The sequence below is a fragment of the Paenibacillus sp. USHLN196 genome, assembly GCF_037144955.1.
Taxonomy (GTDB): domain Bacteria; phylum Bacillota; class Bacilli; order Paenibacillales; family Paenibacillaceae; genus Paenibacillus; species Paenibacillus xylanexedens_C.
Window position 1 is genome coordinate 240,923 of sequence record NZ_JBBCYH010000004.1, and the last position, 24,099, is coordinate 265,021.

General features: G+C 46.0%; 22 protein-coding genes. 21 read left to right on the forward strand and 1 reads right to left on the reverse strand.

Going from position 1 to position 24,099, the window contains the following annotated elements:
* Positions 1-112: 112 nt before the first annotated feature.
* From WFI24_RS11005 to WFI24_RS11085, 17 genes are all read left to right on the forward strand, one after another.
* On the forward strand, positions 113-571 hold the full coding sequence (locus WFI24_RS11005; RefSeq protein WP_336760698.1) for a hypothetical protein: 459 nt from the start codon (positions 113-115) through the stop codon (positions 569-571).
* A complete protein-coding gene (locus WFI24_RS11010) occupies positions 543-1,064 on the forward strand; it encodes a putative sporulation protein YtxC (protein ID WP_336760700.1) in 522 nt (173 codons plus the stop codon). The genes WFI24_RS11005 and WFI24_RS11010 overlap by 29 nt, the downstream gene beginning before the upstream one ends.
* Positions 1,065-1,477: 413 nt before the next feature.
* A complete protein-coding gene (gene thrS, locus WFI24_RS11015) occupies positions 1,478-3,415 on the forward strand; it encodes a threonine--tRNA ligase (RefSeq protein ID WP_336760702.1) in 1,938 nt (645 codons plus the stop codon).
* Between the two features lie 429 nt (positions 3,416-3,844).
* A complete protein-coding gene (locus WFI24_RS11020) occupies positions 3,845-4,375 on the forward strand; it encodes a 3D domain-containing protein (RefSeq protein ID WP_440131264.1) in 531 nt (176 codons plus the stop codon).
* Positions 4,376-4,486: 111 nt separating this feature from the next.
* Positions 4,487-4,702, forward strand: a complete 216-nt coding sequence (locus WFI24_RS11025) for a hypothetical protein (RefSeq protein ID WP_145319771.1) — start codon at positions 4,487-4,489, stop codon at positions 4,700-4,702.
* A gap of 185 nt (positions 4,703-4,887) precedes the next feature.
* Positions 4,888-5,916: a cell wall-active antibiotics response protein LiaF gene (gene liaF / locus WFI24_RS11030; protein ID WP_336760704.1), complete on the forward strand. Its 1,029-nt coding sequence runs from the start codon at positions 4,888-4,890 to the stop codon at positions 5,914-5,916.
* A gap of 3 nt (positions 5,917-5,919) precedes the next feature.
* Positions 5,920-6,945 (forward strand): sensor histidine kinase, encoded by a 1,026-nt coding sequence (locus WFI24_RS11035; protein WP_336760706.1) that lies wholly within the window; start codon positions 5,920-5,922, stop codon positions 6,943-6,945.
* Positions 6,946-6,963: 18 nt separating this feature from the next.
* Entirely contained in the window at positions 6,964-7,626 is a 663-nt protein-coding gene (locus WFI24_RS11040; protein ID WP_336760708.1) for a response regulator transcription factor, read from the forward strand.
* A 148-nt stretch (positions 7,627-7,774) separates the two neighbouring features.
* Positions 7,775-9,433, forward strand: a complete 1,659-nt coding sequence (locus WFI24_RS11045; RefSeq protein WP_336760709.1) for a S1C family serine protease — start codon at positions 7,775-7,777, stop codon at positions 9,431-9,433.
* Between the two features lie 172 nt (positions 9,434-9,605).
* Positions 9,606-10,295, forward strand: a complete 690-nt coding sequence (locus tag WFI24_RS11050; protein WP_145319764.1) for a response regulator transcription factor — start codon at positions 9,606-9,608, stop codon at positions 10,293-10,295.
* Position 10,296: 1 nt separating this feature from the next.
* Entirely contained in the window at positions 10,297-11,757 is a 1,461-nt protein-coding gene (locus WFI24_RS11055; protein WP_145319762.1) for a sensor histidine kinase, read from the forward strand.
* Positions 11,758-11,824: 67 nt separating this feature from the next.
* Positions 11,825-12,778, forward strand: a complete 954-nt coding sequence (locus tag WFI24_RS11060) for a 4-hydroxy-3-methylbut-2-enyl diphosphate reductase (RefSeq protein WP_336760713.1) — start codon at positions 11,825-11,827, stop codon at positions 12,776-12,778.
* 261 nt (positions 12,779-13,039) lie between these two features.
* Positions 13,040-14,104 carry a 3-deoxy-7-phosphoheptulonate synthase gene (gene aroF / locus WFI24_RS11065; RefSeq protein ID WP_336760715.1) on the forward strand — a complete coding sequence of 355 codons (1,065 nt, stop codon included), beginning with the start codon at positions 13,040-13,042 and terminating at the stop codon, positions 14,102-14,104.
* Between the two features lie 412 nt (positions 14,105-14,516).
* A complete protein-coding gene (glnA, locus tag WFI24_RS11070; protein ID WP_062833480.1) occupies positions 14,517-15,941 on the forward strand; it encodes a type I glutamate--ammonia ligase in 1,425 nt (474 codons plus the stop codon).
* Between the two features lie 239 nt (positions 15,942-16,180).
* Positions 16,181-17,269 carry a 3-phosphoserine/phosphohydroxythreonine transaminase gene (gene serC / locus WFI24_RS11075; protein WP_145319756.1) on the forward strand — a complete coding sequence of 363 codons (1,089 nt, stop codon included), beginning with the start codon at positions 16,181-16,183 and terminating at the stop codon, positions 17,267-17,269.
* A gap of 138 nt (positions 17,270-17,407) precedes the next feature.
* A complete protein-coding gene (trmL, locus tag WFI24_RS11080) occupies positions 17,408-17,875 on the forward strand; it encodes a tRNA (uridine(34)/cytosine(34)/5-carboxymethylaminomethyluridine(34)-2'-O)-methyltransferase TrmL (RefSeq protein WP_145319754.1) in 468 nt (155 codons plus the stop codon).
* Between the two features lie 167 nt (positions 17,876-18,042).
* Entirely contained in the window at positions 18,043-18,297 is a 255-nt protein-coding gene (locus WFI24_RS11085) for an AbrB/MazE/SpoVT family DNA-binding domain-containing protein (protein WP_036610032.1), read from the forward strand.
* Positions 18,298-18,396: 99 nt separating this feature from the next.
* Here the strand turns inward: WFI24_RS11085 and WFI24_RS11090 are convergent, their stop codons facing one another.
* Positions 18,397-19,314 (reverse strand): serine hydrolase domain-containing protein, encoded by a 918-nt coding sequence (locus tag WFI24_RS11090; RefSeq protein WP_336760719.1) that lies wholly within the window; start codon positions 19,312-19,314, stop codon positions 18,397-18,399.
* A 472-nt stretch (positions 19,315-19,786) separates the two neighbouring features.
* Here WFI24_RS11090 and WFI24_RS11095 point away from each other — a divergent pair, with 472 nt between their 5' ends.
* From WFI24_RS11095 to WFI24_RS11110, 4 genes are read left to right on the forward strand one after another with little or no spacing between them, the layout of a single operon-like run.
* A complete protein-coding gene (locus tag WFI24_RS11095; RefSeq protein WP_336760721.1) occupies positions 19,787-20,551 on the forward strand; it encodes an alpha/beta hydrolase in 765 nt (254 codons plus the stop codon).
* An 11-nt stretch (positions 20,552-20,562) separates the two neighbouring features.
* The gene (locus tag WFI24_RS11100; RefSeq protein WP_336760723.1) at positions 20,563-21,522 is read left to right on the forward strand and encodes an ABC transporter permease; all 960 of its coding nucleotides are present in this window, start codon (positions 20,563-20,565) and stop codon (positions 21,520-21,522) included.
* A gap of 18 nt (positions 21,523-21,540) precedes the next feature.
* Complete coding sequence (locus WFI24_RS11105; RefSeq protein WP_145319743.1) at positions 21,541-22,443, forward strand: carbohydrate ABC transporter permease; 903 nt, start codon at positions 21,541-21,543, stop codon at positions 22,441-22,443.
* A 52-nt stretch (positions 22,444-22,495) separates the two neighbouring features.
* Positions 22,496-24,091 (forward strand): ABC transporter substrate-binding protein, encoded by a 1,596-nt coding sequence (locus WFI24_RS11110; protein ID WP_336760724.1) that lies wholly within the window; start codon positions 22,496-22,498, stop codon positions 24,089-24,091.
* Positions 24,092-24,099: the final 8 nt, after the last annotated feature.

Consider the following 24,099-nt stretch of genomic DNA (forward strand, 5'->3'; position numbering starts at 1 on the left):
CTTAACTCCAAACCTCTTCATAATATACTGAGAAATCATGACACGCTTTCCATCAATCCGCTTCGTATATCCCCATCGGCCTTGCCATATACTTTGAACAGGAAGGAAAGGAGTGATTCTAGTGGAACTGTTCGCTGTATGGACCGATGTATCGGGGCAAGAGGAAGCAGATCAATTTTATCGTTGTGTCAAGGAAAAAACCAAAGGTTTACATATAAGTAAAAGAGGCTTCCGGCTCACCTTCAAACATAATGATGGAAGAGCGACTTGGGTGTGCAGAGGGAATGAAAATCACGAAGACTTTCAGCAATGGCTTCCCCGAATCAGTGATCTTCTCTCCCTTGGACTCGCCGACTTCATTATGGATACACAAGAACGGAACATGGTGGAGAATATGATCGCCAAAGCGTGTTCTGTCATGGATGAACATGAGGTGGAGAAGGTTAATCGGATCTGCATGCCTCTACTATTAAACGGTGATCTGGATCAGCCTGGACTTCGGGAACGCCGCCGTAATACGTTGGCAAGTGGACTACGGCAGGATGGAGGACGTTCACTTTTTTCACCTTGAAGGTATTATCAATTTTCGCATACGGCCATATAAGCAGGAGCTTCAGGAACTAGTGGATTATGCGCTCGATGAGTTCTGGATGGATCGGCAGTATGAAGAGTTTATGGGACTGTTAAAATATTTTGTATTCTTTCAGGAAGCCAAAGTACCTCTGGTCCATCTTGTACACAAGGGCATGCATGAATTTCAGGTGCTTGATGCTGGACTTAATCTGTTACCCGTGCAAAAGGATGAGCAGGTTGTCGTGGAGATGCCGGGTCTGGAACTGGAAATGGATATCGAAGATATGATTGTGAGTACACTCATCTCGATCTCTCCTGAGAAAGTTATGTTGCATACGCGTACCCCCGATCTGCCGATTATCTCGACCATATGCCAGATCTTTGAAGACAAGGTCCAAATATGTCATCAATGTCCGGAATGCGAAGTGCTGCGCTCAGGATTGTTGACAGGTCTTGACGCAAGTGATCTCGGCAATTATAATAACTGTTGATCCATGAATTTTTCATGTGTACCATTGAACCAAAAGCGTTGACAAAGACAACAACCACACGCAAGATCGGTGCAGAGAGAGGAACCCAGGCTGAAATTTCCTCCGGATATCACGTATGGTTTACCCCTTTGTAGCTGCAATTTTGAAAGTGGAGTCTGATATCGCCTTTATTTGGGATTATCCGCGAGTAAGGATCTGCCGGGTCATGCCCGTTATCGCCATGCCAATGAGGGCTGTATTCCGAATAGGAATGAATCAGCTGAATTAGGGTGGAACCACGAGTATATATCACTCGTCCCTTTGCCGGGACGGGTGTTTTTTGCGTTCCTTTGCATAATGACTGGAACAGCAATAGATAATCAGTCCATGAACATCTGGACACGAAGGTTACATTTACAGGAGGAATGAGACAAATGGCAGTGAACATTAAATTACCGGATGGTTCGGTACGGGAGTACGCTGATGGTAGCAGCATTGAGGATGTAGCAGCTTCGATTAGCAGCGGATTACGCAAAAATGCCGTAGCGGGCAAGCTCGATGGCATCGTGGTGGACTTGTCCACAACACTTCATGAAGGAGCATTGGTGGAGATCGTAACTTTGGATTCACCAGAAGGACTTGAAGTGATGCGTCATAGTACAGCTCACTTGATGGCTCAAGCAGTGAAACGTTTATATGGTAATAAAGAGGTACGCCTCGGCATTGGCCCTGTCATCGAAGATGGTTTCTACTATGATATGGACCTCGAACACCCGCTCAATCCTGAAGATCTGCAAAAGATTGAGAAGGAAATGGAACGTATTGTGAACGAGAACTTGCCAATTGTACGTAAGGAAGTTAGCCGCGAGGACGCGATTAAAACGTTTGAAGAAGTAGGCGATCCTTACAAACTTGAGTTGATTCGTGACTTGCCGGAAGACAGCGTAATTACCATCTATGAGCAAGGGGAATTCTTCGACTTGTGTCGTGGTCCTCACGTACCATCGACTAGCAAAATCAAAGTATTCAAACTGATGAATGTGGCTGGTGCATACTGGCGTGGAGATAGCAAAAACAAGATGCTTCAACGTATCTATGGTACGGCTTTTGTGAAAAAAGCACAGTTGGACGAGCATCTGCACTTCCTTGAAGAAGCTCGCAAACGTGATCACCGTAAGCTCGGTAAAGAGTTGGAAATATTCACATTCTCCCAACTGGTCGGTCAAGGCCTGCCAATCTGGTTGCCTAACGGTGCAAAACTGCGCCGGACTTTGGAGCGTTATATTGTGGATCTGGAAGAAAGCCTTGGATACCAGCATGTATACACACCGGTTCTGGGTAACGTGGAATTGTATAAAACATCCGGACACTGGGAGCACTACCAGGAAGATATGTTCCCTAAAATGGTGATGGATAACGAGGAACTCGTTCTCCGTCCAATGAACTGTCCTCACCATATGATGGTGTACAAGTCCAGCATGCACAGCTACCGTGATCTGCCGATCCGGATTGCCGAGCTTGGCATGATGCACCGTTACGAAATGTCTGGGGCGTTAACAGGTCTGCACCGTGTGCGTGCAATGACTCTGAACGACTCACATATTTTTGCACGCCCGGATCAGATCAAAGAAGAGTTCGCTCGTGTTATCGAGTTGATTCAAACGGTATACAAAGATTTCGGTATCAACGAATACCGTTTCCGTCTGTCCTATCGCGATCCGAAAGATACCGAGAAATACTTCCAGAACGACGAGATGTGGGAGATGTCCCAACGCATGCTGCGTGAAGTTGTGGAAGAACTTGACCTTCCATTCTATGAAGCTGAAGGTGAAGCGGCGTTCTATGGCCCGAAACTGGATGTGCAGATCAAAACAGCACTGGGCAAAGAAGAGACATTGTCTACGGTTCAACTGGACTTCCTGTTGCCTGAGCGCTTTGAACTTGAATATGTGGGAGATGACGGACAAAAACACCGTCCAGTCGTTATTCACCGCGGGGTAATTAGTACAATGGAACGTTTCACAGCATTCTTGCTGGAGAACTTTGCAGGAGCTTTCCCACTATGGTTGTCTCCGGTACAGGCCAAGGTTATTCCGGTATCCGGAAACTTCGACGATTATGCGCGTGAAGTAGAAGCGAAGCTGAAACGTGCGGGAATCTCTGCTGAAGCCGATCTGCGAAACGAGAAGCTTGGATATAAAATTCGTGAGGCGCAGCTTGAGAAAATGCCTTATATGTTTGTCGTAGGTGAGAATGAGCGTAATGCAGAAGCGGTATCCGTGCGTAAGCGCGGAGAAGGCGATCTAGGCATGAAACCGGTTGATGAGATTATCGCTCAACTGAAAGAGGAAATTTCAACACGTTTGGTGTAATTGAACAAATGTATTATCGAATAACCAGTGCATAAGTTGCACTGATCAATCAGAAACGCCTGGATAACATGGGATTAACCTATGTTATTCAGGCGTTTTTTCGTAGTGTTTGGTGTGAAAAGTATAGATTAATTGCTTTTTGGAAAACCTTTGCAGTGAGGGGGAGGTTATACAATGAAAAAGCAATTCTCAATTCAAAAGAAAAATATACGGTGTTTACTGGTTGGCTGCGTGATGTTCGCCGGAATGATGATCAGCCTGAATCGGGCGGATGCTTATACATTTGAAGAGGAAAGTGCGGTACTGCATGTCGAGAGTCGAAACAGTGAAGCTTCGATTATTGAGACTTCAGGCAAGTCTGATCAGAAATTTTCGGAACATGTAAGCGATCAATACAGCGATGAGGCACAGCTGACGACCATGGTGTATATGGCTTTACTATGGTCACCGCAACCAATGGTCATTCCAAGGCCTGAGCTTCCCGAGAAACAATTGACTGATCCAGCTATGCCGGTGCTTGCTCCGCGTTCTGAACAAGTACTGGGTACACAAAAGGTGACAGCAACGGGATATACGGCAGGGGTCGAGTCTACAGGAAAAGGACCTAAACACCCACAATACGGAATTACGTATTCCGGTGTAAAAGTACGTCGTGATAAAGAAACGGTTTCCACGATAGCAGCTGATCCAAAATTATTCCCAATGGGCTCCATTCTGTATATTCCGGGCTACGGATACGGAATTGTTGCAGATACCGGTTCAGCGATCAAAGGCAATAAAATCGATCTGTATTTTCCGACAACGAAGCAAGTGTACAAGGAATGGGGCAAAAAGGACGTTGAGGTACAGGTAATCAGGCAAGGCGCTGGGAAATGCACAGAAAAGATGCTGAACGAGTTGGCAGATGCGATCGACGTGTACAAATCCGTACCGGACTCGTGGCTGGACAAGGCCATATAATTTCACCTGGTCACATGAATAACTGAGGTGCTCTCTTCACATAATATTGACTGGGGACGAACCCCGCGGTGCAGAAATGCAACGTAAATATGAAGAGAGAGGTGATTCGTTGTGGCTAAGAAAACTCAAGGACAAGGGTACCAAACGCCGAACGAGAAGTACAATGCAGAGTTTGGAGAAGAGAATGCAGCAGCTAAAGTGAAACAATCCGCTCAAAACAAAGTACAAGATAATTTCCAAACACCTGATGAAAAATTCAATGCCGAGTTCGGTGTAGAAAACACGGGTCAAACAAACCAAGGCCGTGCAGGGAAATTTCAGAAATAATTGAAGATAAAGATTCAGCACCCTGGAGCAAAAGCTCCGGGGTGTTTTACATATGCGGATTTTTTTACATAAATATCCTCCCATCTCAGTCTCGAGACCGAGATAACTTCCACCTGCCGCCGCTGTTCTCATTGTCTTGTCTGAGTTACACTGGATACATAATACAGACGAAGGAGACATGAGCGATGAAACGATCTACGCGTGACCGCTGGTGGGTTGGCATACCTCTTATTGCTATTGGTGCGATGATCTTGTTCAGACAATTGGGATATGACATTGATGTTGGATATATTTTCAGAACATATTGGCCGTTATTTCTGATCTGGTGGGGGGTCAAAGGTATATCCGAGATTCGTCGTAATGGGGGGTACGCCTTCATTGGACCAGTAATAGTCCTGGCTATCGGTGGTTACTTCCTAGCCCGTAACCTGGGATGGATTGATTACTCCATGGGGGAGTTCATCCGTTATTTGATTCCGATTATGCTGATTGGCGGAGGCTTGTTCGTGCTGATTGGGCCACGACGTCGTGATCGGAAACATCATGACAAGATGCAGCCGCCTCCAGCACCAGAGCAACCATATAAACCGTTGTCTCCGGAGGATCTGGAGATGCCATCGTCGTTTGACGAACAGTTCGAGAAAACATTTGGCAAACCGAAACAGGAACAGAAGAACGATGCACATGGCCCTCAGTTCACAGGATCAACAGATTCATCATCACAAGGGCAGCAGTTTAAGAAGAAATATCAATCGTATAACTCTAACGATACCGAGTATGGAAAACATTATGATGATGGCTACGGAAATGGTTATGGGGATTATGGCAGTGGCAATACAATTAACAAATCGGCGTTCATCGGTGATCTGTACATGGGGCAGGAAGTATTCTCGTTGAAACCCATGAACATCTCGGCTTTTATCGGCGATACCGTAATTGATTTGACCAAAGCACAGATTCCTTATGGTGAGACGAAGATTGTCATTTCTTCATTTATTGGGGATGTGAAAGTATTTGTACCGGAAGATATGGATCTGGGCGTGACAGTGACGACGAATTCCTTCATTGGAGACATGTCATTGTTGAACCAGAAACGCGGTGGTTTCCTGAGTAGTGCCCAGGCTGAAACTGCCCACTATCGTGAAGCAAGCAAAAAGGTACGGATTATTGTGAGTGTGTTTATCGGGGACGTCAAAGTCAATAAGGTGGGTTAACGCATGATTCGAACAATTCTCAAGGCTAACAAATGGGAACTGATGATGTATTTTGCGCTTACTGGTCTGATTACGCTGGGCGGATTCTATCTATTATATGGAGAGGTGCTGATGGGGGCTGGGCGTCAGCGGGCATGGACCTATGTTGCCGTTGTGGTGCTGGCCACCGTTATCACCGGGTACATCGCTGCTTTGCGGCTTCAGCGCAAGATCGATCTGCTGGATCTCAATATGTTGAAAGTGTCCAAGGGCAATCTGTCAGTTCGCATGCCTGAAGCGGATGATGCTTCGTTTGGTCGTGTCTATCAGGAGTTCAATGTCATGATGGATTCGATTGAAAAAAAGATGAGACTGCTTCAGCGCCTCGGTGAGCAGGAAGTCATTGAGAAGGAGCAAGCCTCGGAACGGGCGGTGCTGGAAGAACGCAAACGTATGGCAAGGGACCTCCATGACACGGTTAGCCAGCAGCTGTTCGCGATGCATATGTCTGCTTCGTCCTTGCCGCGTCTGCTGGAGATGAACCCGGAACATGGCGGTAAAGTACTGGATCAGTTGATTCAGATGTCACATATTGCACAGCGTCAGATGCGTGGTCTTATTGCCCAGCTTCGACCAGTGGAGCTGGAGGGGCGAGATCTCTCCGCGGCACTGGATAGCTGGTTTCCTGATTATTGCAGGCAGAATGGCCTTAAAGGTGTGAAAGAGCTGGAACTGGATGGCGGAATTTCGGATGCCATTGAGCACCAGCTGTTTCTTGTTATCCAGGAGGCCGTTGCCAATGTAGTGAAGCATGCAGAGGCGGGGTTGGTCAGTCTGTCCATACGGGAAAGTGAACATCAGATCAGCATGAGCATCAGCGATGATGGCCAGGGATTTTTGCAGCAAGCCGAGCGTCCAGGGTCATACGGATTATCCACGATGCGTGAACGGGCGGAGAAGCTTGGGGGGCAAGTTCAAATTATATCGAAGCCGGGAGCGGGAACGACGGTACGGGTATTCATCCCGAAATTCCCGAACGTTCCTGAGTGAACCAGAGGGGGAGACGGAATGAGTGGTAAAGTAAACGTGATGATTGTGGATGACCATGATATGGTACGCATGGGATTGAAAACGTATCTGATGCTGGAACCTACTTTTCATGTGATGGGGGAAGCGAGCCATGGGCAGGATGCTCTTGATCAGTTGCGTAAGTTAAATGATAGTGAAATGCCGGACTTGATCCTGATGGATCTGATGATGCCAATAATGAATGGTGCTGAAGCAACAAAAGCCATCATGACTGAATTTCCGAAGATGAAGATTGTGATGCTCACCAGTTTCCTGGAAGATGATCTTGTTGTTCAAGCAATTGAAGCGGGTGCGGTGAGTTATGTACTGAAGACAGTGTCGGCCGAAGAACTGATCTATGCTCTTCAAGGGGCTTACAGAGGCATGCCTGTGATGACAGGTGATGTGTCGCAGGCATTAACCCGGGGAATCAGACAACGTACAGCGAGAGAGAGTGAATCGGGTCTGACTGAACGGGAGAAGGAAGTGCTGCTGCTTATTGCAGAGGGAAAGACCAACAAAGACATTGGAGAAGAATTACATATCAGTATCAAAACCGTCAAAACACATGTGAGTAACCTGCTGATGAAATGCGAGATGGATGATCGTACACAATTGGCTATCTATGCGCATCGTCAGGGCTGGGTGAAAACGAAAGGGTAAAATGCTGTCATGACGGGGAAAATAATCTATTCTTACGTGCTTTTATCTCCTTTTTAATTGTTTTTAAGGTACGGTTAAGGTTTAAAGTACAAAATAAGGACAGTTAAAGAATATCTCTTGCGAATAAGAGATTGGGAGGTAGAGAGGCATGGACGAACGTAATTATAGATCGAACCGTCAAGACGATGAAAACGAAATCAAACAAACGGAGAATCGCAATTCTTCCGGAACGGACGAATCCTCCTATTATTATTCTTATGGACCTTTTCAGTCCGTAAATCAGGAAGATACAGCAAATCACATGGGAAGTAATAATCAGCGTGAAGAAGGCAATGTAGAGATTACAAAACCTGAACCGGTGAGACCCGTACCTACTTACTATAACAACGAATCATCCGAGCAAGCGAGAAGATCGTCCGGAGTCGGCGGAAACGGCTCAGGTAATGGTGGAGATCAAGGGAATGGCGGCAAAGGCAATTGGAATTATAATAACCGCAAGCCGCGCTCTTCCGTAAGATCACTTCTGTTTTCCTTTATTGCAGGGATGTTGGTCATTACCGTTCTCATGTACACAGCTGACAGAACGAACATGTTCACACCGGAGACAGCACTTACGAACGCGGACAGTCAAAGCTCGGGACAGGAAGCATCCACGAACACAGGCGGAGGCAACAATGTAACCGCGTCGTTACTGCCAACAGGCAAAGAAGATGTTTCTTCCGTAGTAACAAGTACAAGTCCGGCTGTCGTCAAAATCGAAACACTCGCGAAGCAGTCCTCACGTACAGGTGCTGGTCAGGGTGGATCGAATACAAGCGATCCGCTGTACCAATACTTCTTCGGTAATGGTGGCGGAACGGAAGGCAATCAAGGCCAAAGCCAGCAGCCACAAAGCAGTAATCAGCTTGTGCCTATGGGCATTGGTTCCGGGTTTATTTTTGACAAAGAAGGATATATTCTGACGAACCAGCACGTGGTTCAGGGTGCAGATGTAATTCAGGTTACGCTGGAAAACAACAGCAAGCCTTATGAAGCCAAATTACTGGGAAGCAGCTATGATCTGGATCTCGCCGTGTTGAAAATCGAGAAAAATAGTGGTGACGATGCGTTCCCTGTAGCTCCACTGGGTGATTCCAACAGTACTCAAGTCGGTGAATGGCTTGTAGCTATTGGTAATCCGGAAGGATTTGAACACACCGTTACAGCAGGTGTACTGAGTGCCAAAGAACGTACGATCAGCATTCCGGATGAAGAAACGGGCAAAACACGTGAATACAGCCACTTGCTGCAAACGGATGCCTCGATTAACCCAGGTAACTCCGGTGGTCCGTTGCTTAACCTGAACGGAGAAGTTATCGGTATGAATGTTGCGGTTAGTGCAGATGCACAAGGGATTGGTTTTGCGATCCCATCAAGTGTCATCTCTGAAGCGGTTAAATATCTCAAAGAGAACAAAGAAGTTCCCAAAGAGCCAGTACCCTTTATCGGTGCATCTCTGATGGCTCTCACACCTGAAGTTGCTAAACAAATGGGAACAGATGTGACCGAAGGTTCAGTTGTAGCCAGCACGATCTTCCAATCGCCGGCTTACCAAGCGGATCTTCGTGCATATGACATCATTACAGGTGCGAATGGTACGCCTTACGCTACAAGTCAGGATCTGATTGATTTTATCAAGAAACAGGAAATCGGCAGTGAAGTGACATTGAATGTTGTGCGTGATGGTAAGAAGTTGGATCTGAAAATCAAAATTGGAAACAAAAATGATTTTGATACTTCACAAACAACAGATACACAACAACCATAATATTGGGTTAGGATTGGCAGAACGGAAGGGTTTGAAGGCCCTTCCGTTTTTTTTGCCCAGATATAACGGGATAACAATGGAGCAAGCTTGAATCGAGACTCGTGCTTGAAGATGCAGATTGTGCTTCTGCCTGTTACAATGGGATAAAACGTTAGGATAAAGGAGAAAGACCATGCGCTCAACTATTTTGATTGTCGATGATGACGAAAAAATTGTGTCCATGCTCCGTCGGGGGCTGGCTTTTGAAGGATATGAGGTACAGACCGCTTCCAATGGAGCCGAAGGCCTCAGCAAACTGATGGATAAAGAGCCGGACATCGTTGTACTTGATGTGATGATGCCGCAGATTGACGGATTTGAGGTATGTCGCAGACTGAGAGAAGCAGGCAGCAAAGTGCCTGTGCTAATGCTGACGGCTAAGGATGAGGTGCAGAGCCGGGTGACCGGATTGGACACAGGGGCTGACGACTATCTCGTGAAGCCTTTTGCGTTGGAAGAATTATTGGCACGTGTTCGTGCATTGTTGCGGCGCAAGTCAGACATCGCGGGGACGCCGGACAATCGCCTGATGTATGAGGATATTATTCTGGACAATGACTCACGTGAAGTCTTGCGGGATGGGCAACGTCTGGAACTGACTGCCAAGGAATTCGAACTGTTGAATCTGTTTATGCAAAATCCAAGACGGGTCCTATCCCGTGATCTGATTATGGATAAAATCTGGGGTTATGATTACAGCGGTGAGTCTAACGTGCTTGAAGTGTACATTGCCATGCTCAGACAGAAGACCGAAGAATACGGCGGCAAACGTCTAATCCAGACCATCCGGGGAGCCGGCTATATTCTGAGAGGTGACTCCTGACATGTCCATCCGGTTAAGATTAACCGCATGGTATTCTGGTATCCTGGCCGCCGTGCTTATTTTTTGGGGCGTTGTCATCTATGCCTTTGTGTATTTTAACTCCTATCAGGAAGTCGAACAGCAATTGAAGGTGAAGAGTGCCCGGATAACGGAGCAGATCGGTGTAAATCCTCTTTCACAGTCGTTGGATCTGGACCCATTTACAGAGAGTCAGCTTCAGGAGGCGCAAATTTATATTCAACTCTGGGATTATCAGAGTCGTTCAGGCAGAATTTCCGGTAATATGGAGAAACTGAGGATTCAGTTTCCAGTATTGAAATCCAATGAAATTATTGAAAAGCGGGGCATATCCAAGATCTATGTGGATGGTACACCGTTTCTGGTGAATCAGCTCCCCCTTTCGCTTCAGGGAACCAATGAAGTCAGAGGAATTCTTCAGGTTGGTGCGAATGTAAGTTCACAGGAGCGCTTGCTGGAAGCGTTGCTTAATATTTTGGTTTTTGGCTGGCTGGTAGCGATGGCCCTCGCTATTACCTCAGGTCTCGTTCTGGCCCGCAAGTCGATGCGTCCGCTCGTGAATGTCATTGATGCTGCGAATCAGATTCAATCGGGAGATGACTTAAGTGTACGTATTCAATATGCGGGGCCTAAGGATGAGATCGGGCGTCTGATTGAAACGGTGAATAACATGCTTGAACGTACAGAATTGTCATTCCGCGGTTTGGAGGAGACGAATGCTGCCCAGCGCCGCTTTGTATCCGATGCATCGCATGAACTTCGTACGCCGCTGACCACCATTCGCGGGAACGTGGACTTCCTGAAGAAGTTATGGGATCAGGAGGGAACCGACCGACCGAATCTGGATGAGGAGACCGTCAAACAAATGTCGCTGGAAGCCATTGAAGATATGGCTGACGAGGGAAAACGTATGAGCAGGCTGATCAGCGACATGTTATCGCTGGCGAGAGCGGATACGGGTCAGAAAATTGAACTGAATCCGATCCCGCTGCAGATTCTCGTACAGGAAGTGGCACGCAGAGCACAATTTCTGGATCGTCAGGCAGACTGGCTTCCAGGAGATTTTTCCATCCTTAACGGCATTTATGTGAACGGTAGCAAGGACTATCTGCAACAGATGCTGTTTATTTTCATCGAAAATGCGTTTAAATACACACCTGAAGGCTCTGTGACGCTGGATGCCGTATTATACAAGGGTCAGGTGGGACTACGCATAAGCGACACCGGTATTGGGATGGATCGGGACGAAGTGCCGTTCATATTTGATCGTTTCTATCGTGCAGATGAATCCCGCGGGGCTACACCGGGCATAGGTCTGGGACTTTCGATTGCGAAGTGGATTATTGAGGAACACCATGGGTCAGTCGAGGTTGTGACTAGACGCGGAGAAGGAACGACCTTTATTATCTGGTTGCCGGTTGTCTTTGCTCCGCCTATCGAATAAAGGTATAATAGACAGGACTGCAATTACATCGGCAACGTTGCCGAGAAAGAAAGCGGGTGGCAACCAAGTGGAAGTACTGCGAATTTCGCCGCGTGGATATTGTTACGGCGTTGTGGATGCGATGGTGCTCGCGCGTCAAGCGGCACGTAATCTGGATTTACCACGGCCTATTTATATATTGGGGATGATTGTGCATAACCAACATGTGACGGATTCCTTTGAAGATGAAGGCATTATTACATTGGACGGTCCGAACCGGATGGATATTTTGAGCCAAGTGGAGAGTGGCACGATTATTTTCACAGCTCACGGTGTGTCTCCTGAAGTGCGCAAGCTGGCACGGGACAAAGGATTGACAACAGTGGATGCAACATGCCCTGATGTGACCAAGACACATGATCTCATTCGCGAAAAGACAGCAGAAGGTTATCAGATTATCTATATTGGTAAAAGGAACCATCCTGAACCAGAAGGTGCTGTTGGGGTTGCGCCAGACCTCGTTCACCTGATCGAGAAGGAAGAAGAGATCGATGGACTGAACGTTCCTTCAGGCAAAATCCTGATTACGAATCAAACAACGATGAGCCAATGGGATATCAAGCACATTATGAGTCGTCTGCTGGAGAAATTCCCGGGTGCAGAAATTCATAATGAAATATGCCTGGCTACCCAAGTTCGTCAGGAAGCTGTCGCTGAACAGGCAGGGCAGGCGGATCTGGTTATCGTTGTGGGTGATCCTCGCAGTAATAACTCCAATCGTCTGGCACAAGTGTCGGAGGAGATCGCGGGTGTTACGGCCTACCGGGTATCGGATGTGGCTGAGATTCAACAGGAGTGGTTGAAAGGTGTAAATAAGGTGGCGGTTACTTCGGGTGCTTCAACACCAACACCGATCACGAAGGAAGTTATTCTTTATCTGGAACAGTATGAACATGACAAGCCGGAGACGTGGGAAATCAAGCGTACCGTGAACATGAGCAAATTGCTGCCGCCAGTTAGAGAAAAAACACGTACTCCGTAGGGCAAAGGAAATATAAGTGTAAGTGGAAATAAGAAGAACCTTGTTACGCAGAACCGGATTCGGAGCCTGTGGAACAGGGTTCTTTTTGTACATGGATAGGGATTGTGTACCTTGACGCAACAGGGGAACTATGATATATTTACTTTAACGGATAAAAGCTTAAAAGCGAACAAGCGTTTAAGCGCGACAGAGTTTTTATATTTAATCAGACGCACGTTAAGAAAGTATTGTGCTCTCATACAAGGAAGGATGGGAATTAATATGATCGTTATTGCAGGCAAGGCTACACCGGAGGAACAGATTCAGGATATCGTGGCAGTCATCGAAAAAGAAGGGCTTCAGGTGCATATCTCTCGCGGAGAGGATCGTACTATCATTGGTTTGATTGGTAAAGTTGAACCTAAAATGCAAGAGCATCTTCGCCAAATGAAGGGCGTTGAGAATGTCGTTAAGATATCAAAATCCTACAAATTGGCAAGTCGTGACTTCCATCCGGAAGATACGGTGATCTCCATCAAAGGTGTAGATATCGGTGGAAAAGAACTTGTTGTCATGGGCGGACCTTGTGCGGTTGAATCCGCTGCACAGATTGCTGAGATTGCCGGGCTAGTGAAAGCTGCTGGTGGGCAAGTGCTGCGTGGGGGCGCATTTAAGCCACGTACGGGTCCATACAGCTTCCAGGGAACGGGTGTAGAAGGATTGATCATGATGGCGGAAGCAGGAAAGAAACATGACCTGCTGACGATTACAGAAGTCATGACGCCAGAGTATGTGGATATTTGCGCCGAGTACGCAGATATTCTGCAAGTAGGTACACGTAACATGCAGAACTTTGACCTGCTCCGCAAATTGGGTGAGTGTGGCAAACCGGTATTGTTGAAACGTGGCTTCAGTGCGACGTACGATGAATTATTGAATGCAGCTGAGTACATTCTTGCGGGTGGTAACCCGAATGTCATGTTGTGTGAGCGTGGTATTCGTACGTTTGAATCCTACACACGGAATACGCTTGATCTTTCAGCGATCCCTGTTCTGCAGTCTCTGAGCCATCTGCCAGTTATTTCGGACCCGAGCCATGGTACTGGACGTCGTGAACTGGTGGAACCAATGACGAAGGCTTCCGTTGCTGCGGGTGCCAATGGTCTGATTATTGAAATGCATACCGATCCGGATAACTCCATGACAGGAGATGGTGTGCAGTCCTTGTTCCCTGATCAATTCGCCAACCTGCTGCAGGATCTGGAGAAATTGGCACCAATCGTGGGTAAATCATTCAGCACAGCCAAACAACCGGCAGAATTTTTTCCGGCTCGTGTAGGCGTATAGTTTAAGAAATCATAGTCAAGAGTCTGGATCAATTCCGGGCATCTCCTGTGGTCGTGTTCATTGCGACGGAAGCAGGTGATGTCCGGTTTTTTGTACATTTTGCAGTTTTGAACGTATTTATTAATCAATGGTGATAAGAAATATTTATGATGTGAAGTTTTTTCCATGATTTAGGATGTAAAAGGGGCACTTTACCGCATTAAATCGGTTAAATGTATAGTAATAATGTTGTTATATGAATTTATCATATTTATAAAATGTGAGTATATCTAACATCCTCGCAAAAAATACCTTACATAAGTATTGACGATGTCATGTTTCAGATTTTATAATGACGACAGAAAAAAATTCGAATTTAGACATTTTCTTAGTGGGGTTGTTTAATGTTCGGAATATTTGGGAGGACGAATACATGTCGGTTGAAAACGTATTGAAATCAATTCAAGAGAACAACATCGAGTGGGTAGATTTTCGTTTTGTAGATTTAGCTGGTCGTGCACATCACATCTCGTTGCCAGCTTCGGCTGTTGATGCAGACACGTTCGTAAATGGAGTAGCTTTTGACGGTTCTTCTATCCAAGGTTTCCGCGGAATTGAAGAGTCCGATATGGTTATGATGCCAGATCCTGAAGCGACTTATGTCGATCCGTTCACTGCACACCCTACATTGAATGTTATGTGTGATATCTTCACTCCGGATGGCGAGCGTTATGAGCGTGACCCACGCAGCATCGCTGTTAAAGCAGAAGCTTACTTGCAAGAGAGCGGTGTAGGTACAGCGGCATTCTTCGCACCTGAATCCGAGTTCTTCATCTTCGATGATGTACGTTATGAGAGCGGAACGAACAGTTCTTCCTACTTCGTAGATTCCGAAGAAGCTTCATGGAACACGAACCGCAAAGAAGAAGGCGGTAACCTGGGCTTCAAAGTTCGCACTAAGGGCGGATATGTTCCAGTAGCGCCAGTCGATACACAACAAGATATTCGTAGCGAAATGTGTCGCCTTTTGGAAGAAGCTGGCCTGTCCATCGAGCGTCATCACCATGAAGTGGCAACAGCGGGTCAAGCCGAAATCAACTTCCGTTTTGATACACTGAAGAAAACAGCAGATAACCTGCTTGCATACAAATACATCGTGCACAACACTGCACGTCAATATGGTAAAGTAGCAACATTCATGCCAAAACCATTGTTCGGTGATAATGGTAGCGGAATGCACGTTCACCAATCCATCTTCGATGGTGATTCCCCATTGTTCTATGACAAAGCGGGATATGCTAACCTGAGTGAAATGGCTCTGCACTACATCGGAGGTATCCTGTACCATGCTCCGGCACTGATCGCTTTGACTAACCCTAGTACGAACTCGTTCAAACGTCTCGTACCTGGTTACGAAGCACCGGTAAACCTGGTTTACTCCAAAGGTAACCGTTCTGCAGCAGTACGTATTCCGGTTGCAGCTGTGACACCAAAAGGTTGTCGTATCGAGTTCCGTACACCTGACTCCACAGCTAACCCGTACCTGGCATTCTCCGCAATGCTGATGGCTGGTCTGGATGGAATCAAACGCAAAATCAACCCAACTGAGCTTGGATATGGTCCGCTCGACAAAAACATCTATGACCTGTCTGATGCAGATAAAGAAAACATCCGCAGTGTGCCAGCTTCCCTCGAAGAAGCACTTGATGCATTGGCAGCTGATAACGAGTTCTTGACTGAAGGCGGCGTATTCACAAAAGAATTCATTGAAAACTACATCAACCTCAAACGTGATGAAGCGAAAGCAGTAGCGATCCGCATTCATCCGCACGAGTACAGCCTTTACTTCGACTGCTAATCAGTCGGGGGCGGAACAGCTCTTGTTCCAACTTAAAGCCTCCGGGACACGCTCTCGGAGGCTTTTCCTTGAATTAAACAGTGTAGTGCTTTAACTTTGCAGGGTGATAAAGGAATTTGATGGCCTGAAATCAACACTTCAGTGCATATTGCCCTTGAAGCAGATAGAGAATACTGCTATCATAGCGATAATATTCACTTTGTATGTCAGAGTTACGGATGGAAAGGGCGGGGGATTTTGTGACAAAGAGAGCGTATAATTTTAATGCAGGACCTGCGGCGTTGCCACTTGAGGTACTGGAGCGTGCACAGGCGGAATTTGTAGATTTTCGTAACACAGGCATGTCGATTATGGAGATGTCTCACCGTGGAGCGGTGTACGAGTCTGTACATAATGAAGCTCAGGAGCGCTTATTGTCGCTTCTAGGCAATCCAAAAGGATATAAGGTTCTCTTTCTGCAGGGTGGTGCAAGCACACAGTTCGCGATGCTGCCAATGAACCTGCTTGGGGCAGGACAGACTGCGAGTTATGTGATGACTGGCAGCTGGGCCAAGAAGGCTCTGTCTGAGGCGAAGCTGATTGGGGAGACGCATGTAGCAGCATCTTCGGAAGCAGAGAAGTTCATGAAATTGCCGGATGTTTCGAATCTGAGTCTGCCAGAACGTACGGCTTATGTGCATTTGACTTCTAACGAAACGATTGAAGGTACGCAATTCAAGTCATTCCCGGATACTGGTTCTGTACCTCTGATTGCTGACATGTCGAGTGACATCTTCTGTAAACCATTTGATCTCAATCAATTTGGTATGATCTACGCAGGTGCGCAGAAGAACTTGGGTCCATCCGGGATTACGGTTGTCATTGCTCGTGAGGAACTGGTTAGTGAATCGCCCAAAACGATTCCAACCATGCTTCGTTACAGCACGCATGTAGATAATAACTCCCTATATAACACGCCACCTTCCTTCTCCGTATATATGGTGAATGAAGTGTTGAAATGGATTGAAGAACAGGGCGGATTAGCTGGTATTGAGCAAAAAAATACGAAAAAAGCGGAATTGCTCTATAACACGATTGATTCTTCCGGTGATTTCTACCGTGGTTGTGTCGAAGCAGAAGATCGTTCCCTGATGAATGTAACCTTCCGTCTTGCTTCTGAGGAACTGGAGAAGAAGTTCATCAAGGCATCGGAGGAAGAAGGATTCGTAGGTCTGAAAGGACATCGTAGTGTGGGTGGTCTCCGTGCCTCCATATACAATGCTGCTCCTTATGAGAGTGTTAAGGCGCTCACAGACTTCATGAACCACTTTCAAAAGACAAATGGATAAATAGTATAGGTACTGTGTCATAGACCTTAGTGTCTAATCCTGTGCCTTACCAGAGCCTTCCACATTGACGTGTGGAGGGCTTTTCTTTAAGATTAGAGAGTTGTCGTCAACATGAAATGAAAAGGAGATTGAACACATATGGCTTTACACATTGTTCTGGTTGAACCAGAAATTCCGGCAAACACAGGAAATATTTCTCGTACTTGTGCGGCAACCGGCACGCATCTGCATCTCGTGCGTCCACTTGGATTTCGAACAGATGATGCTACATTGAAACGGGCAGGGCTGGACTACTGGCATGCCGTTCATATTGAATACCACGACTCGTTCGCCGAGGTTCAGGAAAAATATTCGGAAGGTCGTTTCTTCTACGCAACTACGAAGGCGAAGAACCGATACAGTGATTTTAAATTTCAGGATGGGGATTTCCTCGTCTTTGGTAAAGAGACTAAAGGCCTGCCGCCTGAATTAATTGCTGCCAATCCCGATACATGTATGAAAATGCCAATGACTGGTGATGTCAGATCATTAAATCTGTCGAATTCGGCAGCCATTATTGTGTATGAAGCATTACGCCAGCTTAATTTTCCGGGGTTAGAGGGATAAATTAAGGTTATTCATATCAACTAGAATTCGGTAAAAAAACATTTTTCAAAAAAAAGGACAAAAAATGTTTATTTCCAGCAGGATTCGACAAAATCTTGGCGAATCTATAAACATAGTACAAATGTACCTAGAAATTTAGAGTAAGATAGGAGAGGTGTGCCGTAGCTATGAAGCCAGCTGGAGTAGTTCGCAAAGTTGACCAATTAGGTAGGATCGTATTGCCTAAATCTTTGCGTAAAAGGTATCAAATGAATGAGGGAGATCCTGTAGAGATTTTAGTACAAGGGGACCATATTATCTTGGAGAGATATCGTCCAAAATGTATTTTCTGCGGATCCATCGAGGAAGTCAACGAGTTCAAAGAGCGTTACATATGCGCACAATGTTTAGATGAAATGACTCAGCTTCCACAGCACGGGTAAGAAGTAACGCCATGGGGTTTTATGACCCCGTGGCGTTTTTTGTTTTAATATCTAGCGAATCGCATAATATCAAATTAAAAAAAAGATAAGATACGTAGACTAATGCTGGGTGTAAAGGGGTAGAACCTCATTCCATACGGCATTCAGGATGCCTTGCATATTCTCTTCCTCGCTGTTGATACATATGACTGCTTCCTTAGAGGGAATGATGATACACAATTGACCATAAGCTCCATCGGCTCGGTATGCGCCATGAGAACACATCCAGAACTGATATCCGTATCCTTCTCCCCAATCACCGCCTCCAGTCGTTTCGATCTGCCGCGACGTAGCCTGTCTGATCCAATCCGCAGGTACAAGCTGTGTGCCGTTCCAGAGGCCCTCCTGCAGCATGAACTGTCCAAATCGACTTAGTTCCTCATTGCTTATCCATAGACCAGCACAGCCGAGCGTTACACCGAGTGGAGAGGATTCCCACTCTACATCATGGATACCAAGCGGCTCAAATAACCGTGGAGTCAGGTAATCTTTCACGGTTTGGCCGGTAGCAGCCTGCAGCATGGCCGAGATCATAAAGGTATCACCACTGCTATATGTAAATTGTTCTCCAGGTACCCGGTCCAGAGGCAGAGACATGTAATATTTTGCCCAGTCCTTCTCGGTCAATGAAGCTCGTTCATCAGCCCAAAGAGGGGGAGAGTCATGGCCCGAAGACATTCGGAGAAGATCACGTAGTTTCAATTCCCGCGGCGAGGGGAGATTGTGCTGTGCAATGAGTGCGTGATTATAGGCGAAATAATCACCGAGTGTGGCATCCAGATGTAATAGACCTTCTTCAATCGCAAGACCAACGGCCATGCTGGTGAAGGATTTGCTGATGGAATGTTGCACACGACGCTGATCCCTGTCCCTGTCCCAATGGGCAAGCAGGTGCCCTTTTTGTAATATACGAATGGAGAAAACATTCAATTGTTGTTCTGTAATCGTTTGAACGAAGCCTTTGAGTTGCTCAGACATATTAACCTCCCTGATATCAGGTAAAACCTGAGTAAAATCGGTTGGTGAAACGTTTCCGTAATTTGAATGCAAAATCAGAACCCATGTTAGTATAAACCTGGTTGGGTGTCAATTAAAGTTGTAATAGTACTGACTAAAATTTCATTTTTTCGCAATAATAGTGTCTTTGGGCGCAAATTTAGACTTAAAAAAGCATTTTATCGAGAAAATAACGCGAAATTTGTAAAAAGGTTATTGACAGGATTTACTCATCGGGCTTATGATTTATTCGAAACGATTCGAAGAAATCGCTTCCACATTAAAAGTGTTGTAATGAAGTCCATGTGGATCAACGTTGGCTATGTTTTGAAACGATTCGAGAAAATCGTTTCGATAACCCATCGTAATACAAGGGAATCTACAACAGCCTGCAATCCAACGCCAGAGAAGCGAATGAGTAAAGACAGCAGGCGATGATGAGAGGGGTTACATTATGGCGCATATAACGATCGAAACTGGATCGCCAACATTATGCATGAATACGAGCATACATGTTGTGTCCAGTGACTCCGGAGAGACTTCAGGCGGTACACTATATTTGTTGCACGGGGCAGGCGATAATGCGAGTACTTGGCAGCGGTTAACCACAATTGAGATGTATGCAGCGCAATATGGCTGTACCATCATTATGCCAGAAGCGAATCGAAGCTATTACACCGATATGGAATACGGCCTGAATTACTTCCACTACATCACTCAGGAGTTACCTGAAGTATGCAAACGTCTACTCAATCTAAATCCTGATCCGGAGAAAACGTACGTTGCCGGTTTATCCATGGGTGGATATGGTGCACTGAAATGTGGGCTAACTTATCCAGAGCGTTATCGCAAAGTCGTGTCTTTATCTGGCGTTACGGATATTCAAACACGACTTCATGACCCCCATATGCCAGCGACTATGATCAAGGAAATGAAAGCGGTTTTTGGAGAACGGTTACAGGTAAAAGCCGATCAGGATATTTACGCACTGTCTGCCAAGTTGCTGGAACAGGGTATTCCTTTACCGGATATCCTCAGTTGCTGCGGCGATAGTGATCCCTTCGTGGAGATGAATCGCGATTACGCGAAATACATGCAGGGTACTGCCTTTGATTTTCGGTATGTGGAGACGCCGGGTGCTCATGAATGGAGATTTTGGGAGCACCACCTGAGAACGATGTTTGATTTTCTGTACAACGACAAGACCAAAGTAGAGTGAGGAGATGCAATGTGAAACCTGCAGCCGAAGGACCTAGCAAAAAGCTGAAGGGAAACGTGAAGGGCAATTCGCTCTGGACTGAAATCTGGAAGCACCGAATGACATACACCCTGCTTATTCCGGGGCTTGTCTGGCTAATCCTGTTTGCCTACATGCCAATGGGCGGCCTGTCTCTGGCGTTCAAAGATTACAAGGCTAATCTGGGCATCTGGGGAAGTCCATGGAGCGGATTCGAGAACTTCAAATATGTTTTCCGTGATCCAACCTTTATCGATGCGGTATGGCGTACGCTGTACATCAATATTCTAAAGCTGATTATTCAGTTCCCGTTCCCGATTATTCTGGCGTTGTTGCTGAATGAACTGCGGATGCGCAGAGGGAAAAAGTGGTTCCAAACCGTACTTACGTTCCCGCACTTCCTGTCTTGGATCATCGTATCCGGGGTTGTCATCAATGTCCTGGCATATGACGGATTGGTCAATAGCGCGCTCGGATTACTCGGATTGCCAACGATTAACTTCCTGGGTTCCGAATCCAACTTTGTACCGATGTTGCTGTTGACTGATATATGGAAATCAAGTGGATGGGGCGCGATTATCTTCTTGGCTGCCATCTCAGGTATCGATCAGGATCAGTATGAGTCGGCACAGATTGACGGGGCTTCTCGTATGCAACAGATGTTCCGTATTACCTTGCCAAACATTCTACCAACCATCACGGTAATGTTCATCTTGTCGGTAGGTGGACTGATGTCTTCCGGTTTCGACCAGATCTTCAACTTGGCAAATGCAGCAACCAAAAACGTATCGGAAGTACTCGATGTATATATCTATCGGATTACGTTCCAGTCATCAACCGATTTCTCATTCTCGACAGCGGTCAGCTTGTTCCGTTCCCTGGTGAATATGGCCTTGCTGCTTCTCGCTGACAGATTTGCCAAGTGGCTTGGCGGAGACGGTTTGTTCCGATAAGAGAGGAGGAGAAATGAGATGAGCAAGAAAGCTAACAAAAAGCCGAGAATTGGCACAGAAAGAATGACACTTCTCGATTACTTCATATTTGCCATATTACTTGTACTTGCATTAATGATTTTGATTCCATTCTGGAATGTCATCATGATCTCGTTTGCAACACAAAAAGAATATGCTGACAATCCATTTTTGATGTTCCCTAAAGAATGGACATTGGATTCCTACAAGGCATTGTTCGCTGACGGAACGATTCTGTCGGGGTACAAAAATACAATTATATTGCTAGTCATCGGCTTGCCACTCAGCTTGTTCCTGACAACAAGCATGGCATATGGCCTTAGTCGCAACAAATTTCCGTTTAAGAAATTTCTCTTTTTCCTGGTACTGTTCACCATGATCTTTAATGGTGGTATCGTACCGCTGTACCTGATCATGAAATCACTTCATCTTACAGGTACGCTGTGGTCCGTCATTCTGGCGGGAAGCTTCAGTGCGTTTAACATGATTCTGATGATGAACTACTTCTACACCTTGCCTGAATCACTCATGGAATCGGCGAGACTGGATGGAGCCGGAGAGTGGAGAATTTTGTTCTCTGTTGTTCTTCCGCTGGCTACACCAATTATGGCTACAATCACGTTGTTCTACGGTGTGGCTTACTGGAACAGTTGGTATGATGCGATGATATTCCTTCGAAAAGCGGATCAGTTACCGCTCCAGAATGTACTCCGAAATATTATCGTGACATCTACGACGAATGCATCCAATGCATCCAGTGTGGATGCTGCCCAGGCAAGCAACTTCTCAATGGGTATGAAGATGGCAGCCGTATTTGTCACCATGGTACCGATTATGTGTTTCTTCCCAATGCTGCAAAAACACTTTGCCAAAGGGGTATTAACAGGGGCAATCAAGACCTGATATACGTATAGGATTTTGCAATAAAATTCTACTAAAAACATGGGGGTAAAACATGAAAACGAACAAAAAGTTGTCAGTACGAGCTCTCTTTGCCATCACGCTTAGTGTAGTTATGCTGATGGTGACCGCTTGTTCCAGCCAAGGAGCTTCAGGTGGTAACGAAAAAGATGCAGAGGGAAATTACAAAGACAACCTGACCATCTCTGTAGCTAACCTGACAGAAATCAAAAACGGGAACCTGGATAATGACTTCCACAAGTTCTGGACAGACAAATTTAATGTAACTTGGGACTACAACTATATCGATTGGGATTCATGGGGCGAGAAGCTTCGTCTGTGGATCAACTCTGGCGACTTGCCGGATGTAGCGGTATGGAACTACGTACATGGCGATGCCATTAACAGCATTGAACAAGGTTTGTTCTACAAATTCCCGGATGACTGGAAAGAACGCTGGCCTAACGTGGCAGCAGCTTACAATTTGACGGGTCTTGGAGACAAGTTGGAAGAATTGACGGGTGGAACATATGTCCTGCCTAGACCAATCTACTTCGAGAACAAACCAGCTGACCCACTGACGAACCAAATTGGTGTCATTGCGCTTCGTAAAGACTGGGCTGAAGCGGTTGGTTTTGAACTGAAAGATGCTTATACAACAACCGAATTGAATGAATATGCTGCGCTAGTGAAAGAAAAAGATCCAGGCAAAGTGGGTAATAAACTCGTACCTCTGTCCTACAATGCGGCAGATGCCATGACAAACATGATTATGCCAAACAGTGTGCATGCCATGACTGATTCTCCGTTCTACAAAGGTGAAGATGGCCAATTCCATTGGGGACCAGCAGATCCTGAAACGCTGACAGGACTTAAATTGATGCAAAAAGCCTATAAAGACGGACTGCTCAATCCTGAGTTCTACACATGGAAAAACAATGAAGGTCAAAACAACTTCAAAGTAACAGGTACAGCTGCTGTAACAAGTCTGGGCGGACTGGCTTCGTACAGACAAGGTCTGGATTCTGATATGAGAAAAAATCTGGGTGTAGATAGTGATGAACTGGTACACACAGCAATCGTAGTAGGCGATGACGGGAAATACCGTAACATGGAGCAAGCCAACTTCTGGTCTGCATTGATCTTCAATCCGGACATCAGTGACGAGAAATTCGAACGGATCATGGATCTGATCGATTACTCCGCAACAAAAGAAGGCCAGTTGCTCATCAACATGGGCTTCGAAGGAACAGATTGGAAATACGATGAGAACCAAGAACTGGTTAGCTTATTGCCAGAAGGAACAGTATTGGAAGACAAATATCCAGCACGTTTCGAAGGTCTCTATTTGTTGGGTGACGACTTCAGTGTTGTAAACCCTGCAATCAAAAAAGATTACCGTGATAGAGCCGTGAAATTGTTCGAAGAAAAAGCAAAACTCGGTACAGAAGGCAAATCACTTGCAGCATATGATTGGGATATCAACCTGTACGATTCCAAAGCTAAGAGTCAAGCTTCATTCGATTACCAGAACGAATATGCCAACCTGATCCTGAAAAGCGGAGATCTGGAGGCTAACTGGAAAGAATGGGTGAACAGTAAAATGTCCCTGGTTCAACCTTATCTGGATGAGCTAAACGAGAAATTCTAGTAATCGTT

Bases quoted from the DNA above. Each gene is read 5' to 3' on its own strand.
- WFI24_RS11055 (WP_145319762.1), top strand. From the start codon at position 10,297: ATGTCCATCCGGTTAAGATTAACCGCATGGTATTCTGGTATCCTGGCC.
- trmL (WP_145319754.1), top strand. From the start codon at position 17,408: ATGGCTTTACACATTGTTCTGGTTGAACCAGAAATTCCGGCAAACACA.
- WFI24_RS11010 (WP_336760700.1), top strand. From the start codon at position 543: ATGGAGGACGTTCACTTTTTTCACCTTGAAGGTATTATCAATTTTCGC.
- aroF (WP_336760715.1), top strand. From the start codon at position 13,040: ATGATCGTTATTGCAGGCAAGGCTACACCGGAGGAACAGATTCAGGAT.
- WFI24_RS11020 (WP_440131264.1), top strand. From the start codon at position 3,845: ATGGCTTTACTATGGTCACCGCAACCAATGGTCATTCCAAGGCCTGAG.
- WFI24_RS11050 (WP_145319764.1), top strand. From the start codon at position 9,606: ATGCGCTCAACTATTTTGATTGTCGATGATGACGAAAAAATTGTGTCC.
- WFI24_RS11045 (WP_336760709.1), top strand. From the start codon at position 7,775: ATGGACGAACGTAATTATAGATCGAACCGTCAAGACGATGAAAACGAA.
- WFI24_RS11090 (WP_336760719.1), bottom strand. From the start codon at position 19,314: ATGTCTGAGCAACTCAAAGGCTTCGTTCAAACGATTACAGAACAACAA.
- WFI24_RS11105 (WP_145319743.1), top strand. From the start codon at position 21,541: ATGAGCAAGAAAGCTAACAAAAAGCCGAGAATTGGCACAGAAAGAATG.
- WFI24_RS11110 (WP_336760724.1), top strand. From the start codon at position 22,496: ATGAAAACGAACAAAAAGTTGTCAGTACGAGCTCTCTTTGCCATCACG.
- WFI24_RS11085 (WP_036610032.1), top strand. From the start codon at position 18,043: ATGAAGCCAGCTGGAGTAGTTCGCAAAGTTGACCAATTAGGTAGGATC.
- thrS (WP_336760702.1), top strand. From the start codon at position 1,478: ATGGCAGTGAACATTAAATTACCGGATGGTTCGGTACGGGAGTACGCT.
- WFI24_RS11035 (WP_336760706.1), top strand. From the start codon at position 5,920: ATGATTCGAACAATTCTCAAGGCTAACAAATGGGAACTGATGATGTAT.
- WFI24_RS11040 (WP_336760708.1), top strand. From the start codon at position 6,964: ATGAGTGGTAAAGTAAACGTGATGATTGTGGATGACCATGATATGGTA.
- liaF (WP_336760704.1), top strand. From the start codon at position 4,888: ATGAAACGATCTACGCGTGACCGCTGGTGGGTTGGCATACCTCTTATT.
- WFI24_RS11095 (WP_336760721.1), top strand. From the start codon at position 19,787: ATGGCGCATATAACGATCGAAACTGGATCGCCAACATTATGCATGAAT.
- glnA (WP_062833480.1), top strand. From the start codon at position 14,517: ATGTCGGTTGAAAACGTATTGAAATCAATTCAAGAGAACAACATCGAG.